This window comes from Streptococcus sp. 2106, assembly GCF_013277315.1.
Lineage (GTDB): Bacteria > Bacillota > Bacilli > Lactobacillales > Streptococcaceae > Streptococcus > Streptococcus pseudopneumoniae.
This window is the reverse complement of sequence record NZ_VMMS01000103.1, coordinates 1-18693: the sequence shown is the minus strand read 5'-3', so window position 1 is coordinate 18693 and position 18693 is coordinate 1. Positions and strand designations below refer to the sequence as shown.

Here is an 18693-nt window from a genome sequence, read left to right as displayed (position 1 = left end):
ATGCAGAGAGTTGAGTTTTTTTTAAGGCAAATTTGGTATAATAGTTTTAATAAGGAGGAGTTTCTCATGATAAAAATCTTATTGGTTGAGGATGACCTAGGTCTGTCAAATTCAGTATTTGACTTTTTAGACGATTTTGCGGATGTCATGCAGGTATTTGATGGAGAAGAAGGTCTCTACGAAGCTGAAAGTGGTGTCTATGACTTGATTTTGCTTGATTTGATGTTGCCAGAAAAAAATGGCTTCCAAGTCTTGAAAGAATTGCGTGAAAAGGGAATTACGACACCAGTTCTGATCATGACCGCCAAGGAAAGCTTGGATGATAAGGGACATGGATTTGAACTGGGAGCGGATGATTATCTGACCAAGCCTTTCTACCTAGAAGAACTCAAAATGCGGATTCAGGCCCTTCTCAAACGTTCAGGTAAGTTTAATGAAAATACGCTATCTTATGGAGATATTCTCATCAATTTATCAACAAATACCGTTAAGGTTGAAGATACTCCAGTCGAATTACTGGGGAAAGAGTTTGATTTATTGGTTTATTTCCTTCAAAATCAAAATGTTATTTTGCCTAAGACGCAGATTTTTGATCGTCTATGGGGATTTGATAGTGACACAACGATTTCAGTTGTCGAAGTTTATGTTTCAAAAGTCCGTAAGAAATTAAAAGGAACCACTTTTGCAGAGAATTTGCAAACCTTGCGCAGTGTTGGGTATATTTTAAAAGATGTTCAGTAAACTAAAAAAAACATGGTATGCGGATGATTTTAGTTATTTTATCCGCAACTTTGGTGTCTTCACTCTGATTTTCTCTACAATGACTCTGATTATTTTGCAGGTCATGCATTCGAGTCTCTATACTTCGGTGGATGATAAACTCCACGGACTGAGTGAAAATCCTCAAGCAGTTATTCAACTGGCAGTGAATAGGGCAACAGAAGAGATTAAAGATTTAGAAAATGCTAGGGCGGACGCTAGTAAAGTAGAAATAAAACCTAATGTCAGTTCCAATACGGAAGTCATTCTCTTTGATAAGGACTTTACTCAACTTCTTTCTGGAAATCGATTTTTGGGCTTGGATAAGATTAGGTTAGAGAAAAAAGAACTAGGCCATATCTACCAGATTCAGGTTTTTAATAGCTATGGGCAGGAAGAAATCTATCGCATGATTTTGATGGAAACCAATATCAGTTCGGTTTCAACCAATATCAAGTATGCTGCTGTCTTGATAAATACCAGTCAGTTGGAGCAGGCCAGTCAAAAGCATGAGCAATTGATTGTCGTTGTGATGGTAAGTTTCTGGATTTTGTCTTTGCTTGCAAGTCTTTATCTAGCTCGGGTTAGTGTTCGACCCCTGCTTGAGAGCATGCAGAAGCAGCAGTCCTTTGTGGAAAATGCCAGTCATGAGTTACGGACTCCACTTGCAGTTTTGCAAAATCGCTTAGAGACCCTTTTCCGTAAGCCAGAAGCTACCATTATGGATGTGAGCGAAAGTATTGCATCGAGTTTGGAAGAAGTCCGAAATATGCGTTTTTTGACGACAAACTTGCTGAACTTAGCTCGGAGAGATGATGGGATTAAGCCGGAGCTTGCAGAAGTTCCAACTAGTTTTTTCAATACGACTTTCACAAACTATGAGATGATTGCTTCGGAAAATGATCGTGTCTTCCGTTTTGAAAATCGTATCCATCGTCCGATTGTCACAGACCAGCTTCTCTTGAAGCAGTTGATGACTATCCTATTTGATAATGCTGTCAAGTATACTGAAGAGGATGGTGAAATTGATTTTCTTATCTCGGCGACCGATCGTAATCTGTATTTACTGGTTTCTGATAATGGAGTCGGTATTTCGACAGAAGATAAAAAGAAAATTTTTGATCGTTTTTATCGAGTGGACAAGGCTAGAACTCGTCAAAAAGGTGGTTTCGGTTTAGGATTATCTCTGGCCAAGCAAATTGTAGATGCGCTTAAAGGAACCATTACTGTTAAAGATAATAAACCCAAGGGAACAATCTTTGAAGTGAAGATTGCCATCCACACACCATCGAAAAAGAAAAAATAAAAAGAGTCTGGGGCAAAAGTCTAACCTTAAATATAAAAAGCGAACAAAACAAGTTATCTGACACTCAGAATTCTGTTTTGTTCGCTTTTTTGTCTAATCTATCGATTTTAAAAACTTATAATAAAGAATTCCTAAAATCAAAATCCTTTTGTCCCAGACTCTTTTGGATTTATTTTCTACGTTTTCGTTTGATAATAGACCGTTGAACTTTTAAAACAAGTAAGCTGGATCCGATTGCTGCGGCAAAGGCAAGAGCAGTTGATAATTTTAATGCTAAAAAGATAAAACTAAAGATAGCAATACAGATACAAAAAACAGCGATATTAACAAAAAATAAAATTTCTTTGAGATTGCTATCAGCTTGTGCTTCAGGTGCATAAGCTTGATAATGAGGAAGTTGCTGGTTTAATTCTTCTTGATAGTCTACCTCATAGGATTGTAATTTTCTTACGGGCATGATTCTCTCCTTAACAGTACATACCTATTTTATCATTTTTTCGGCAGAGAATTATTACAGAAAGGTTACAAAAAGAATAAAGTCCCTTTTCATTTTCAAAGCATGGCTGATTTGCTAGAAATGTGGTATAGTTTTTCCTATGGAAAAGATTATCATTACAGCAACTGCTGAAAGTATTGAACAAGTCGAACAACTACTCGAAGCTGGCGTAGACCGTATCTATGTCGGTGAGAAAGATTTTGGCCTTCGTCTGCCAACAACCTTTAGTCATGACCAATTGCGTGAAATCGCTAAGCTGGTTCATGATGCTGGTAAGGAATTGATTGTTGCGGTCAACGCCCTTATGCACCAAGATATGATGGACCGTATCAAGCCTTTCCTTGATTTCTTGGAAGAAATCAAGACAGACTACATTACGATTGGGGATGCAGGTGTCTTTTATGTGGTCAATCGCGATGGTTATTCATTTAAGACTATCTACGATGCTTCAACCATGGTAACTAGCAGTCGCCAGATTAACTTCTGGGGACAAAAGGCTGGCGCATCTGAGGCTGTTTTGGCGCGTGAAATTCCATCGGCTGAACTCTTCAAAATGCCAGAGATTTTGGAAATTCCTGCTGAAGTTTTGGTTTACGGTGCCAGTGTCATCCATCATTCTAAACGTCCGCTCTTGCAAAATTACTATAACTTTACACATATCGATGATGAAAAGACTCGCAAGCGTGACCTTTTCTTGGCTGAGCCAAGTGATCCTGAGAGTCACTATTCCATTTTTGAAGACAATCATGGGACCCATATCTTTGCCAATAACGACCTTGATTTGATGACCAAATTAACAGAATTGGTGGAGCATGGCTTTACTCACTGGAAATTAGAAGGTCTCTATACACCTGGTCAGAACTTTGTTGAGATTGCAAAACTCTTTATCCAAGCGCGTAGCTTGATCCAAGAGGGTAACTTTAGCCATGACCAAGCCTTCTTGCTGGATGAAGAAGTGCGTAAACTTCACCCTAAAAACCGTTTCCTTGATACAGGATTTTATGACTACGATCCTGACATGGTTAAATAAAGTAAATGATTCGTTGAGAGAAGGAAGATTTAAAATTTCTTCTCTCAATTTTTTGTATTTCTTCACTATTTTAAAAAAATCAGCAGGCTAGGATGCTCTATTTGATGGGATTTTTAACACAAGTAACCTTCTTGAGTTTGAAAATTATCACATGTTTGCAGGTGCCAAATGACCCTTTTTTTGGTATAATTTTTTATAATGAAAACGATTGGTAATCGCTATGTTGTGGTGGATTTAGAGGCAACTAGCACAGGTAGTAAGGCTAAAATTATCCAAGTGGGAATTGTCGTGATTGAGGACGGAAAAATCGTTGATCACTATACGACGGATGTCAATCCACATGAACCCTTGGATGCTCATATCAAAGAACTGACAGGATTGACAGACCAACGTCTGGCGCAAGCACCTGATTTTTCGCAAGTTGCTAGAAAAATCTTTGACTTGGTAGAGGATGGGATTTTTGTAGCCCACAATGTTCAGTTTGATGCCAATCTTTTGGCGGAAAATTTATTTTTTGAAGGTTATGAGCTAAGAAATCCTCGTGTTGATACGGTCGAATTGGCTCAGGTCTTTTTCCCTGAACTGGAAAAATATAGTTTGCCGCTATTGTGCCGAGAATTAGGAATTCCTCTTAAACACGCACACACAGCCCTTTCAGATGCCCAAGCTACAGCAGAATTACTTCTTTTTTTACGGGAAAAGATGACCCAGCTTCCTAAAGGACTCTTGGAACGCTTGCTGGAAATGGCTGACGCCCTCCTATATGAGTCCTACCTGGTTATTGAAGAAATTTATCGCAGCCAATCTATTCTGAGTTCTTCAGATTTGGTCCAAGTTCAAGGACTGTATTTCAAGAAAACTGCAGATCCCATGGAGTCACGAAAACTATCTCAAGATTTTTCTAAAAATATTTCTCTGTTGAATCTTGAAGTGAGGGAGGAGCAAGAAAATTTTGCTAAAGAGGTTGGCTTGCTATTGAAAGATGAGCCTGTATCATTAATTCAAGCGCCGACTGGGATTGGGAAAACTTATGGCTATCTCTTACCCGCTTTATCTCAAGCCAAAGAGCATCAGATTGTCCTTAGCGTTCCGACAAAGATTCTTCAAAATCAAATCATGGAAGAAGAAGGTAAACGCCTCAAGGAAGTATTTCATACAGATATTCATTCTTTAAAGGGGCCTCAAAATTATTTGAAGTTGGATGCCTTTTATCGTTCCTTGCAGGAAAATGATGAAAATCGCTTATTTAGACGCTTTAAAATGCAAGTCTTGGTCTGGCTGACAGAGACAGAGACAGGAGATTTGGATGAAATCGGGCAACTCTACCGTTACCAACATTTTCTAGCAGACCTTCGTCATAATGGGAATTTATCATCCCAGAGCTTATTTGTGACGGAAGATTTTTGGAAACGTAGTCAAGAAAGGGCAGAGACTTGCAAGCTTTTAGTGACTAATCATGCCTATCTCGTAACCAGACTTGAAGATAATCCTGAATTTGTCAGTGACCGTTTACTGATTATTGATGAAGTCCAAAAGATTTTGTTAGCTCTAGAAAATCTGCTTCAAGAGACCTACGATATACAATCTATTATCGATTTAATTGATAAGGCTTTAGTAGGAGAAGAAAACAGGGTTCAACAACGGATACTAGAAAGTATTCGCTTTGAGTGCTTCTACTTGATAGAACAATTTCAGTCTGGTAAATCTAGGAAAAATATCTTAGATTCTCTAGCCAATCTCCATCAGTATTTTTTAGAATTAGAAGTAGAAGGCTTTGAGGAGCTGGTCCGCTATTTTACAGCTGACCGAGATTACTGGCTTGAAGCAACTGAAACGAGTCAAAAGAAAATTCAGATTTCTTCTACAAAATCTGGCCGTATTCTTCTGTCCTCTTTAATACCTGAGAGTTGTCAAGTCTTGGGAGTATCGGCTACTCTTGAGATTAGTCAGAGAGTTTCTTTGGCCGACCTTTTAGGCTATCCTGAAGCCAAATTTGTCAAGATTGAAGCTGGTAAAAAACAGGACCAAGAAGTGGTCTTGGTCAAAGATTTCCCTCTGGTGACAGAAACTTCCTTAGAAGTCTATGCCAAAGAGGTAGCTGATTTACTAGTGGAAATTCAAGCTTTCCAGCAACCGATTTTGGTTCTCTTTACCGCTAAAGATATGCTTCTAGCAGTTTCAGACATACTTCCTGTAAGCCATCTGGCCCAGTATAAAAATGGGGATGTTCATCAGCTAAAGAAGCGCTTTGAAAAAGGAGAACAACAAATCTTGCTTGGTGCAGCAAGTTTCTGGGAGGGAGTTGATTTTTCAAGTCATCCTTTTGTGATTCAAGTTGTACCAAGACTTCCTTTCCAAAATCCCCAAGAGCCCTTGACGAAAAAGATCAATCAGGAACTAATTCAAGAAGGGAAAAATGCCTTTTATGATTATCAATTGCCAATGGCCATTATTCGTTTAAAACAGGCTTTGGGAAGAAGTATGAGACGTGAATACCAACGTTCCTTAACTCTTATTTTGGATAGGAGAATCGTCGGAAAACGATATGGCAAACAAATAGTAGCATCTCTAGCAGAAGAAGCGACTGTTAAAACCATCTCTCGATCCGAAGTTGACGAGGCTATTGATAGATTTTTTAATGAACTTTGATAAATAGTATTGTATGAAAGTATAAGGTTAGTATATATGAAACGTTCTCTCGACTCTAGAGTCGATTATAGTTTGCTCTTGCCAGTATTTTTTCTACTGGTCATCGGTGTGGTGGCTATCTATATAGCCGTTAGTCATGATTATCCCAATAATATTCTGCCCATTTTAGGGCAGCAGGTCGCCTGGATTGCCTTGGGGCTTGTGATTGGTTTTGTGGTCATGCTCTTTAATACAGAATTTCTTTGGAAGGTGACCCCCTTTCTATATATTTTAGGCTTGGGACTTATGATCTTGCCGATTGTATTTTATAATCCAAGCTTAGTTGCATCAACGGGTGCCAAAAACTGGGTATCAATAAATGGAATTACCCTATTTCAACCGTCAGAATTTATGAAGATATCCTATATCCTCATGTTGGCTCGTGTCATTGTCCAATTTACAAAGAAACATAAGGAATGGAGACGCACGGTTCCGCTGGACTTTTTGTTAATTTTCTGGATGATTCTCTTTACCATTCCAGTCCTAGTTCTTTTAGCACTTCAAAGTGACTTGGGGACGGCTTTGGTTTTTGTAGCCATTTTCTCAGGAATCGTTTTATTATCAGGGGTTTCTTGGAAAATTATTATCCCAGTATTTGTGACTGCTGTAACAGGAGTTGCTGGTTTCTTAGTTATCTTTATTAGCAAGGACGGACGAGCTTTTCTTCACCAGATTGGAATGCCGACCTACCAAATTAATCGGATTCTGGCTTGGCTCAATCCCTTTGAGTTTGCCCAAACAACGACTTATCAGCAGGCTCAAGGGCAGATTGCTATTGGGAGTGGTGGCTTATTCGGCCAAGGTTTTAATACTTCAAATCTGCTTATTCCAGTTCGTGAGTCAGATATGATTTTCACGGTCATTGCAGAAGATTTTGGCTTTATTGGCTCTGTCCTGGTTATTGTCCTTTACCTCATGTTGATTTACCGTATGTTGAAGATTACTCTCAAATCAAATAACCAGTTCTACACCTATATTTCCACTGGTTTGATTATGATGTTGCTCTTCCACATTTTTGAAAATATCGGTGCTGTAACGGGCTTGCTTCCTTTGACCGGGATTCCACTGCCTTTCATTTCGCAAGGGGGATCAGCTATTATCAGTAATCTGATTGGTGTTGGTTTGCTTTTATCGATGAGTTACCAGACAAATCTAGCTGAAGAAAAGAGCGGAAAAGTCCCATTCAAGCGGAAAAAGCTTGTATTAAAACAAATCAAATAAGGAGAAAATCATGGTAAAAGTAGCAGTTATGTTAGCTCAGGGCTTTGAAGAAATTGAAGCTTTGACAGTTGTAGATGTCTTGCGTCGTTCAAATATTACTTGTGATATGGTTGGTTTTGAAAAGCAAGTAACGGGTTCGCATGCAATCCAAGTAAGAGCAGATCATGTCTTTGATGGAGATTTATCAGACTATGACATGATTGTTCTTCCTGGCGGTATGCCTGGTTCTGCACATTTGCGCGATAATCAGGCCTTGATTCAAGAGTTGCAAAGATTCGAGCAAGAAGGGAAGAAACTAGCAGCCATTTGTGCGGCACCAATTGCCCTCAATCAAGCAGGGGTATTGAAAAACAAGCAGTACACTTGTTATGATGGTGTTCAAGAGCAAATCCTTGATGGTCACTACGTCAAGGAAACAGTAGTGGTAGATGGTCACTTGACAACCAGTCGAGGTCCCTCGACAGCCCTTGCCTTTGCCTACGAGTTGGTAGAGCAACTAGGAGGAGACGCAGAGACTTTACGAACAGGAATGCTCTATCGAGATGTCTTTGGTAAAAATCAGTAAAACGGGAGTTATTCTCTCGTTTTTTATGTGGAAAAATCAGGGAAATCATCGCTTTTTTCATAAAAAAATGCTATAATGAAGGGTATGAAATATCACGATTATATCTGGGATTTAGGTGGAACTTTACTGGATAATTATGAAATTTCAACAGCTGCATTTGTTGAAACATTGGCACTGTATGGCATTATACAAGACCATGACAGTGTCTATCAAGCTTTAAAGGTTTCTACTGATTTGGCGATTGAGACATTCGCTCCCAATTTAGAGAATTTTTTAGAAAAGTACAAGGAAAATGAAGCCAGAGAGCTTGAACACCCGATTTTATTTGAAGGAGTTTTTGACCTATTGGAAGACATTTCAAATCAAGGTGGCCGTTATTTTTTGGTCTCTCATCGAAATAATCAGGTTTTGGAAATTTTAGAAAAAACCTCTATAGCAGCTTATTTTACAGAAGTGGTGACTTCTAGCTCAGGCTTTAAGAGAAAGCCAAATCCCGAGTCCGTGCTTTATTTAAGAAAAAAGTATCAGATTAGCTCAGGTCTTGTCATTGGTGATCGACCGATTGATATCGAAGCAGGTCAAGCTGCAGGACTTGATACCCACTTGTTTACCAGTATCGTGAATTTAAGACAAGTATTAGACATGTAAGAAAAAGGAATAAGATGACAGAAGAAATCAAAAATCTGCAGGCACAGGATTATGATGCCAGTCAAATTCAAGTTTTAGAGGGCTTAGAGGCTGTTCGTATGCGTCCAGGGATGTACATTGGATCAACCTCAAAAGAAGGTCTTCACCATCTAGTCTGGGAAATTGTTGATAACTCAATTGACGAGGCCTTGGCAGGATTTGCCAGCCATATTCAAGTTTTTATTGAGCCAGATGATTCGATTACTGTTGTGGATAATGGGCGTGGTATTCCAGTCGATATTCAGGAAAAAACAGGTCGACCTGCCGTTGAGACTGTCTTTACTGTCCTTCACGCTGGAGGAAAATTTGGCGGTGGCGGATACAAGGTTTCAGGTGGTCTTCACGGCGTGGGGTCGTCAGTTGTTAATGCCCTTTCAACTCAATTAGACGTTCATGTTCACAAAAATGGTAAGATTCATTACCAAGAATACCGTCGTGGTCATGTTGTCGCAGATCTTGAAATAGTTGGAGATACGGATAAAACAGGAACAACTGTTCACTTCACACCGGACCCAAAAATCTTCACTGAAACAACAATCTTTGATTTTGATAAATTAAATAAACGGATTCAAGAGTTGGCCTTTCTAAATCGCGGTCTTCAAATTTCAATTACAGATAAGCGTGAAGGTTTGGAACAAACCAAGCATTATCATTATGAAGGTGGGATTGCTAGTTACGTTGAATATATCAACGAGAACAAGGATGTAATCTTTGATACACCAATCTATACAGACGGTGAGATGGATGATATCACAGTTGAGGTAGCCATGCAGTACACAACTGGTTACCATGAAAATGTCATGAGTTTCGCCAATAATATTCATACCCATGAAGGTGGAACGCATGAACAAGGTTTCCGTACAGCCTTGACACGTGTTATCAATGATTATGCTCGTAAGAATAAGTTACTGAAAGACAATGAAGATAATTTAACTGGGGAAGATGTCCGCGAAGGATTAACTGCAGTTATCTCAGTTAAACACCCAAATCCACAGTTTGAAGGACAAACCAAGACCAAATTGGGAAATAGCGAAGTGGTCAAGATTACCAATCGCCTCTTCAGTGAAGCCTTCTCCGATTTCCTCATGGAAAATCCACAGATTGCCAAGCGTATCGTGGAAAAAGGGATTTTGGCTGCCAAGGCTCGTGTGGCTGCCAAGCGTGCGCGTGAAGTCACTCGTAAAAAATCTGGTTTGGAAATTTCCAACCTTCCAGGGAAACTAGCAGACTGTTCTTCTAACAATTCTGCTGAAACAGAACTCTTCATCGTCGAAGGAGACTCAGCTGGTGGATCAGCCAAATCTGGTCGTAACCGTGAGTTTCAGGCTATCCTTCCAATTCGCGGTAAGATTTTGAACGTTGAAAAAGCAAGTATGGATAAGATTCTAGCTAACGAAGAAATTCGTAGTCTTTTCACAGCCATGGGAACAGGATTTGGCGCAGAATTTGATGTTTCGAAAGCCCGTTACCAAAAACTCGTTTTGATGACCGATGCCGATGTCGATGGAGCCCATATTCGTACCCTTCTTTTAACCTTGATTTATCGTTATATGAAACCAATCCTAGAAGCTGGTTATGTTTATATTGCCCAACCACCAATCTATGGTGTCAAGGTTGGAAGCGAGATTAAAGAATATATCCAGCCGGGTGCAGATCAAGAAATCAAACTCCAAGAAGCTTTAGCCCGTTATAGTGAAGGTCGTACCAAACCGACTATTCAGCGTTATAAGGGGCTAGGTGAAATGGACGATCATCAGCTGTGGGAAACAACCATGGATCCCGAACATCGCTTGATGGCTAGAGTTTCTGTAGATGATGCTGCAGAAGCAGATAAAATCTTTGATATGTTGATGGGGGATCGAGTAGAGCCTCGTCGTGAGTTTATCGAAGAAAATGCTGTCTATAGTACACTTGATGTCTAAAAAATAGGGAGAAGTAGTTCCCTTGGTCTAAAAAATATGATATAATCGTTACGATTGTTTCAAATAAAAAAGGAGTTTGATATGTCTAATGGACAACTAATTTATTTAATGGTTGCAATTGCAGTCATTTTAGTTCTGGCTTATGTAGTGGCAATCTTTCTACGTAAGCGAAACGAGGGGAGATTAGAGGCGCTAGAAGAAAGAAAAGAAGAACTATACAATCTTCCAGTAAATGATGAAGTAGAAGCTGTAAAAAATATGCACTTGATTGGACAAAGTCAAGTGGCTTTCCGTGAATGGAATCAAAAATGGGTCGATTTATCTCTCAACTCTTTTGCCGATATTGAAAATAATCTCTTTGAAGCAGAAGGCTATAACCATTCATTTCGTTTTCTCAAGGCCAGTCATCAAATTGACCAAATTGAGAGTCAAATTACTTTGATTGAAGAAGATATTGCTGAAATTCGCAATGCTTTGGCAGACTTAGAGAAGCAAGAATCTAAAAATAGTGGTCGTGTTCTTCATGCTTTGGATTTATTTGAGGAACTTCAGCATAGAGTTGCTGAAAATTCAGAACAGTATGGTCAAGCCTTGGATGAAATTGAAAAACAATTAGAAAATATCCAATCTGAATTTTCACAATTTGTAACCTTGAATTCATCGGGTGACCCTGTGGAAGCCGCAGTGATTTTGGATAATACAGAAAATCACATTTTGGCCTTAAGTCATATTGTGGATCGTGTTCCAGCCTTGGTTACGACGCTTTCTACAGAATTGCCAGATCAATTACAGGATTTGGAAGCCGGTTATCGTAAACTAATTGATGCTAATTATCATTTTGTTGAAACGGATATTGAAGCACGTTTCCACTTGCTTTATGAAGCATTCAAGAAAAACCAAGAGAATATTCGCCAGTTGGAATTGGATAATGCCGAATATGAGAATGGACAGGCACAAGAGGAAATCAATGCTTTGTATGATATTTTTACTCGAGAAATTGCTGCTCAGAAAGTAGTGGAGAATCTACTTGCAACTCTTCCAACTTACCTTCAACATATGAAAGAGAATAATACTTTATTGGGAGAAGATATTGCACGTTTGAACAAGACCTATTTACTTCCTGAGACAGCTGCAAGCCATGTTCGTCGTATTCAGACAGAATTAGAGAGTTTTGAGGCAGCTATTGTTGAGGTAACTTCAAATCAAGAAGAACCAACCCAAGCTTATTCAGTTCTTGAAGAAAATCTTGAGGATTTACAAACTCAACTAAAAGATATTGAAGATGAGCAAATTTCAGTTAGTGAGCGCCTGACACAAATTGAGAAAGATGATATCAATGCACGTCAAAAGTCCAATGTTTATGTCAATCGTCTCCATACTATCAAGCGATACATGGAAAAACGCAATCTGCCAGGTATTCCACAAACTTTCTTGAAATTATTCTTTACGGCAAGCAATAATACCGAGGATTTAATGGTTGAGTTAGAACAGAAAATGATTAACATTGAATCTGTTACCCGAGTTCTTGAAATTGCAACGAATGATATGGAAGCTTTAGAAATGGAAACTTATAATATTGTACAATATGCAACCTTAACAGAGCAACTCTTGCAATATTCTAACCGCTATCGCTCATTTGATGAACGCATTCAAGAAGCATTTAACGAAGCTTTAGATATTTTTGAAAAAGAATTTGATTATCACGCTTCATTTGACAAGATTTCTCAAGCATTGGAAGTGGCAGAGCCTGGTGTAACCAATCGCTTTGTTACTTCATATGAGAAAACACGTGAAACGATTCGTTTTTAAAAAGCTTAGTTCATTCTAAGCTTTTTTCTTTACTCAAAAGCCATGAGTTTACTTATTTATCATTGAAATTAATGCTTGGTTTTGATATTATTTAAATATGAAGAAAGATAGAACAAAGCGTGGTAGTCACGCTAAAATGGGACGGAGTAAAAGAGTCCAGTGGACTCTTTTAGCCTAAGCTAAATTTTAAAAAGCGAGGGTGGTTGTTTTCTCAAAGTTTTGAAGGAGCTAAAGCAAGAGATATTATTATGAGCTTGTTGGAAACAGCTAAACGTCATCAATTACATAGCGAGAAATATCTATCCTATCTTCTAGAATGTCTTCCAAACGAGGAAACTCTCGTAAACAAAGAGGTTTTAGAGGCTTATTTACCATGGACTAAAGTTGTACAAGAAAGGTGAAAATAAGAAATCTCCAGATTAGGAACTATCGCTAAGTTCACTAATCTGGAGATTTTTCAATAGACTTCGTTATTGTACGGTTACGTTTGTCACAGTTCCTGAAATGCTTAATTCACGATTATAGTAAAATGAAATAAGAATAGGACAAATCGATCAGGACAGTCAAATCGATTTCTAACAATGTTTTAGAAGTAGAGGTGTACTATTCTAGTTTCAATCTACTATAAAAGCACATGAACTATTCTATGACCGTGATTAGTAAGGTTTTTGCTTAATGAGTAATTGAATGGAAAGTAATTATTTAATAAAGAAATTTAGTCTTGTATTAATCGAGATTAAATTTCTTTATGTTTAAATTACATGAGAAGAGTGATTAATATTACAATTTTGTTACAAAATAAGTTTTTGATAGAATTTTCAGATAATTTAGGATATAATACTTTTAATTTAAATAAAAAGGAGTGATTTTATGGGAGACTGCAAAGATTTTTGTCATAAAAAGTACCAAATAGCAACGATTTTTCTGCTATCGGTCTTTGCATGCAGATTTGCTTTAGTACAGGTTAGTGCTGCTGAGGGGAAATTTGAAACATCCAATCAAGTTACACATGCAGTAATAATTAATAAATTAGATGATTCAAATAAGCTCGCACCGTCAGTCACGGCTGACAAGAATGCTCTAGATTCTTCTTCAAAGGAAAAAACAGAAGCGACAGCGTCAGTAAAACAAGATGATTCTATAGAATATAGAGATAATAAGTCAGACAAGAATGTAATCACACAGAAAGAAAAGACTGCTATAAAAAGTGAAGAGAAGAAGGAAGAATCAGCAGTAGAAAGAAGTTCTTCTTCCGAAAGTTCACAATCACAGTCGTTATCTCAAAGTGGACATAAAGAAAAGCCAAATAGTATCTCCAGTAATGAAATGATTACTGTCCCTAAAACATGGGAAGCAGGACACAAAGGGCAAGGAACTGTAGTCGCTGTTATAGATTCAGGCCTTGATTTGAATCATGAAGTTCTGCGTATTTCTGATCCGTCAAAGGCGAAATTTAAAAATCAGGATGATATCGAAAAAGCTAAAAAAGCTGCCGGTATTGACTATGGAACATGGTACAGTGACAAGGTAGTATATGCTTATGATTACTTTGATGGAACTGATAATATAAAAGAGGCTGAAAAAGAGTCTCATGGAATGCACGTTACTGGTATTGTAGCTGGAAATCCAGTTAATAAAGCCCCGAATTCTGAGAAGGTTTATGGGGTGGCGCCAGAAGCTCAAATTATGTTTATGAGAGTTTTTTCAGATAGAGATAAAACTACAGCCTCTGCCCTCTATGTAAAAGCCGTTGATGACGCAGTTGCGTTAGGTGCGGATGTGATCAATATGAGTTTGGGTGCAGGTGCGGGTTCAACTGTAGATGCGGGTTCAGATATTATTGAAGCAGTAAAAAGAGCACGCACTAAAGGAGTATCTGTTGTTATTGCTGCTGGTAATAGCAATACTTTCGGTAGAGGTTTTTCACAACCATTAGCAGAAAATCCTGATTATGGTCTCGTCGGAAATCCCTCTACAGTAGAAGATTCAATTTCTGTTGCTTCGATTAATAATAAAATTCTAACTACTGAAGTCTTTGAAGTAAAAGGTTTAGAAAATGACGCTACCCTTGATTATGGTAAGTTTGATTTTAATAGACCTGAAACAGAAAAAGATTTTGAAAAAGGGAAAGAATACGAATATGTAGCAACGGGTATTGGTCGTGAAGAAGATTTTGCTAATATTGATGTAAGAGGTAAGTTAGCACTGATTCAACGTGGTAAAATCCATTTCTCTGATAAGATTAAAAATGCTCTTCAACACGGTGCAGCTGGAGTTTTAATTTATAACAACGTTGAAGGTGCAAATGTTAGTATGTCTGTTACAGGTGATGCTAAGAAAATCCCATCTGTCTTTATTTCAAAATATTATGGTGAAATTCTTAAGTCTGGTCAGTATAAAATTGTCTTTAATCACAAGATGGATAATCGTAAATCAGATGTTGCAGACCAATTGTCAGATTTTTCAAGTTGGGGAGTTACAACAGATGGACAATTGAAACCAGATGTTACTGCACCTGGTGGAAATATCTATTCATCATTTAACGACAATAGTTATGGAAGTATAAGTGGAACAAGTATGGCGGCCCCTCATGTAGCTGGTGTCGCAGCATTAGTCAAAGAATATTTAGCAAAGAAACATCCTGAATTATCAGCTAGTCAAATTTCAGAGATTGTAAAAGCTTTAATTATGTCTACTGCAAAACCACATTTTAATAAACAAACTGGAGCCTATACTTCTCCACGTCACCAAGGTGCTGGCGTAGTTGACACGATGGCGGCAACAAGCACAGATCTATTTGTAACAGGTGCAAATAATTATCCAAGTGTTACTCTTGGTAATGTTGGTGATAAATTTACCTTTGAAGTTACAATTCATAATATTTCGGATAAAGACCGAACATTGAAGATGATTGTAAATACAAATACGGACGAAGTTGAAGAAGGAAAATTCACTCTCCGTCCACGAAAACTAACTGAAACAGTTTGGCCCGAAGTAACTGTGAAAGCTCATAGTACGAAGACAGTAACAGTTAGTGTAGATACAAGTAAGTTTACTGAAGAACTTAGCAAAATAATGCCAAATGGTTATTTTCTAGAAGGATTTGTTAGATTTGTCAATCCTGCAGATGATGGTTCTGTTATTGGTTTACCATTTATGGGATTTAAGGGAGAATTCCAAAATCTACCTGCAATTGAAAAACCAATTTATCAATTGATTAAGGAAGGAAACAGTGGATTTTACTCTGAAATTGATAAAGATAATCCAGGAATTTCACCTTCAGACGATGCAACTTATTTAACAAGTTCTGAAAATGATGTAAATGTTTTAAAAGCAGAGCGTCAAGGAAATCGAGTGACTGTACTCGGAGTGAAACAAGATGATGAAGGAAAATACCATCTTCAATTAGATGAAAAGGGTAATGTTCGCCTTGCTATCTCGCCGAACGATGATGGTAATAAAGATTCTGTTCAATTTAAAACTCTTGTCTATAGAAACTTGGTAAATCTTCGTGCAACTGTTTATGATTCTTCGGATACAACACACAGTCAGCCTATTTGGCAAAGTCGTCCAACAGACCTTGTGAAAAATTATTTTGATGGCGATACTAGAAATCCAAGAAGTTACATTGTAGATAAAACAGATTGGGGAGGACAGGATTCTAATGGAAATCGAGTCTCTGATGGAATTTATGACTATGTTATTAGTTATAAGCCAGATGTCCCTGGAGCTGAAGAACAATACACAATATTTAAAATTCAAATCGATACACAAAAACCTCTGATTACTTCGGGATATATTCGTTCTCAAAAAAATCAAGAACAATTTATAGCTCGTAAACCTCAGGATGTCGGAAATGGCGGAATTCTTCTAGAAAAAGTCTTTTATATTCGTCCTTCTGAAAATAGAGAGGCGGCAGATTCAGAAATCGAACAGTATCAGATTATCAAACAAAATGAAGATGGTAGTTATACACTTCCTAAGAACATTGATAAATCGAAAATCTTCTATTATGTGGAAGACTTTGCGGGAAATGTAGATTTTATATCTCTCAAAGATCTTGTAGGTGAAGAAAATAGTGGTCGTGTAAAAATTGCTATACTAAACAATAAAACCAATGATGAGATTGATACAACTTATGTTTATCGCATTAAAAATAGCGAAGGTCAATATGTAACCGTTGATAAGTCAAAAGATATTAATTTCTTGAAATTTGGGCATTATGTTGCAGAAATTTTTAGCTATGATCGTACAGAGTTGAAATTTGTGAGTGCTCTATCTAAGGAATTTGATTTAACGAAAGAAAATAGTTTTCAAACTATTACCTTCTTGGCTAACAAAATGAAATATGCCCCAGTAACGGTTGGCTTTAATCAAGCTGTTCCTGGAACTACAATGATTACTTTAGTAGGTGAAGACGGTCAGAGTCAAGTCTTGCCAGCTGAAACATATGGTAAACATTCTTATGGTAAGAAAGTGGTTACTGGTGAATATAAAGTTCTTGTAAATCTGTCAAACGGTTATGAATTACTTGATAATCTTCAACCATTTAAAGTTCTGTTTGGTAAAAATAATGTTTTGTCACTTTCAGTTGTTTCTAAGTTAGCTCTGATTGCAGCTTTAAATAAACAAATGGAAGTAGTTAAAACTCCAAGATATTATAATACAAAACAGAATTTAAAAGAGATGTTTGAGCAAAGTGTCAAAGATGCGCAACTAGCATTGGGAAGTAAACTTAACCAAGATAAAATTGACCAAATTGTTAAGGCTTTAGAGTCTGCTATGCAAACATTGGATGGTAAGGAATCTGATATCACATCATTGAAGAATGCCATTAAAGCATATGCTGAGACAGTTAAAAAAGGTAAATATATAAATTCTGATCAAGAACGCAAAGGTCAATATGATCGTGAATTTAAACTCTTGGCATTATTAATTACAAAAGATTTGATAACTCAAGATGAAATTGACCGTCTGTTGACCACTTTCTTGCAAGCTCAAGACCAGCTGAATGGGAAAGAAACAGATTTTATGAGCCTAAAGAATGTTATCGAGGATGAAGTGAAGTTCCAAGAAAAAGATCCAAGATTTTTGACAGCTAGCAAAGAGGAGAAAGATGCATATCATCTTATTTTCAACAAAGCTAAGCTACTTTTGGAAAATGCAGAAGCTAGTCAAGAAGAAATTAATGAAGTAATCAAAGCTCTAAAAGAAACGGTTGTAAAACTTAAGGCTAATAAAGTAGAGATCCCAACCAAACCAGTTGTACCAGTTAAGCCGGTTGATCCAACTAAAGCAGTTGCACCAGTTAATCCAGTTATTCCAGCTAAACCAGTTGTAACGATCAAGCCAGTTTCTCAAGTGCAACCTGTTAAATTAGTAAGTCAAAATAGACAAGTCTCAACTATTAAGCCTTCAATTAGCAATGATAAAATTGAGAAAGCTACATCAATTACAATACATCATTCCAATATAGAAGCTAAGCATGAGAATAAAACACTAGCTGGAAGTGATCAACAAGTGCTTTTAGCTACAGTCATCAAAGAAGGAAAACAGTTACCAGCCACTGGTGAGAATAACATGATTTCTATTATGCTAAGTATTTCTGGAATTTCTCTCTTGTTGTCAGTTATTGGACTTGTAACTTTTTCAAAAAGTGAGTAGAGAATACAAGCTAAATTCCCAAAGTAAGTTCCACCGCTAGTAGAATTGGAAGTTAGTCTGAGAAAAATCATAAAAACCAGTGGAATTCCGTGTCAGGGTAAGTTCCACTGGTTTTACTCATGCTTGATTTCTATAGTAGTATCGTGAGCAAAAGGATTCAAATTATAGTATAGTTGCTTAGTTTCAAACAAGCATGTTATAATAAAGCTATGGCATATAGTACAGATTTTAAACAGCGAGCATTAGATTACATCAAAGAGGGGCACAGCCATGTCGAGGCAGCCAAGGTTTTTGATGTTGGCGTCAGAACTCTCTTCACGTGGGAAAAGAACTTACGTGAACAAGGACACTTAGAGAGGAAAAAGCGAGTCGTCAAAAACCGAAAGATTCCTTTAGAGGAATTGAAATCCTTTGTAGAGGCTTATCCAGATGCTTTTTTACGGGAAATTGCGGCACATTTTGATTGTGCTGTCCCTTCAGTATGGGCAGCTTTAAAGCAGTTTAATGTAACCTTAAAATACGATGACGAGCTTTACGGAACTAACC

The 18693-nt window shown here is 37.6% G+C and carries 11 protein-coding genes and 2 pseudogenes; 12 read left to right on the top strand and 1 reads right to left on the bottom strand.

The features are described 5' to 3' along the window. Positions 1–66: 66 nt before the first annotated feature. Complete coding sequence (gene ciaR, locus HT723_RS10115; protein WP_000590627.1) at positions 67–741, top strand: two-component system response regulator CiaR; 675 nt, start codon at positions 67–69, stop codon at positions 739–741. Then, entirely contained in the window at positions 731–2065 is a 1335-nt protein-coding gene (ciaH, locus tag HT723_RS10110) for a two-component system sensor histidine kinase CiaH (RefSeq protein WP_023938233.1), read from the top strand. Before ciaR ends, ciaH begins: the two co-directional genes overlap by 11 nt. A gap of 169 nt (positions 2066–2234) precedes the next feature. On the opposite strand, the gene HT723_RS10105 is transcribed toward ciaH, so the two are convergent. Next, a complete protein-coding gene (locus HT723_RS10105; RefSeq protein WP_023933508.1) occupies positions 2235–2522 on the bottom strand; it encodes a DUF3270 domain-containing protein in 288 nt (95 codons plus the stop codon). Positions 2523–2661: 139 nt separating this feature from the next. Here HT723_RS10105 and HT723_RS10100 point away from each other — a divergent pair, with 139 nt between their 5' ends. The 10 genes and pseudogenes from HT723_RS10100 to HT723_RS10055 form a co-directional block, all read left to right on the top strand. Beyond that, positions 2662–3591 (top strand): peptidase U32 family protein, encoded by a 930-nt coding sequence (locus HT723_RS10100; RefSeq protein ID WP_172935138.1) that lies wholly within the window; start codon positions 2662–2664, stop codon positions 3589–3591. A gap of 198 nt (positions 3592–3789) precedes the next feature. Beyond that, on the top strand, positions 3790–6240 hold the full coding sequence (locus HT723_RS10095; RefSeq protein WP_166736467.1) for a bifunctional DnaQ family exonuclease/ATP-dependent helicase: 2451 nt from the start codon (positions 3790–3792) through the stop codon (positions 6238–6240). A gap of 36 nt (positions 6241–6276) precedes the next feature. Beyond that, on the top strand, positions 6277–7500 hold the full coding sequence (locus tag HT723_RS10090; RefSeq protein WP_050262092.1) for an FtsW/RodA/SpoVE family cell cycle protein: 1224 nt from the start codon (positions 6277–6279) through the stop codon (positions 7498–7500). A 10-nt stretch (positions 7501–7510) separates the two neighbouring features. Continuing rightward, entirely contained in the window at positions 7511–8065 is a 555-nt protein-coding gene (locus HT723_RS10085; protein ID WP_166736466.1) for a DJ-1 family glyoxalase III, read from the top strand. An 84-nt stretch (positions 8066–8149) separates the two neighbouring features. Further along, positions 8150–8713 carry an HAD family hydrolase gene (locus HT723_RS10080; RefSeq protein WP_166736468.1) on the top strand — a complete coding sequence of 188 codons (564 nt, stop codon included), beginning with the start codon at positions 8150–8152 and terminating at the stop codon, positions 8711–8713. Between the two features lie 14 nt (positions 8714–8727). Beyond that, complete coding sequence (gene gyrB / locus HT723_RS10075) at positions 8728–10674, top strand: DNA topoisomerase (ATP-hydrolyzing) subunit B (RefSeq protein WP_172935137.1); 1947 nt, start codon at positions 8728–8730, stop codon at positions 10672–10674. Between the two features lie 81 nt (positions 10675–10755). Then, the gene (ezrA, locus tag HT723_RS10070; protein WP_000064834.1) at positions 10756–12483 is read left to right on the top strand and encodes a septation ring formation regulator EzrA; all 1728 of its coding nucleotides are present in this window, start codon (positions 10756–10758) and stop codon (positions 12481–12483) included. A gap of 191 nt (positions 12484–12674) precedes the next feature. Next, positions 12675–12884 (top strand): annotated as a pseudogene (locus tag HT723_RS10065) (transposase domain-containing protein); the annotation flags it as partial. Between the two features lie 469 nt (positions 12885–13353). Next, the gene (locus HT723_RS10060; protein WP_172935136.1) at positions 13354–18147 is read left to right on the top strand and encodes a S8 family serine peptidase; all 4794 of its coding nucleotides are present in this window, start codon (positions 13354–13356) and stop codon (positions 18145–18147) included. Positions 18148–18356: 209 nt separating this feature from the next. Then, positions 18357–18693, top strand: a pseudogene (locus tag HT723_RS10055) (IS630 family transposase); the annotation flags it as partial.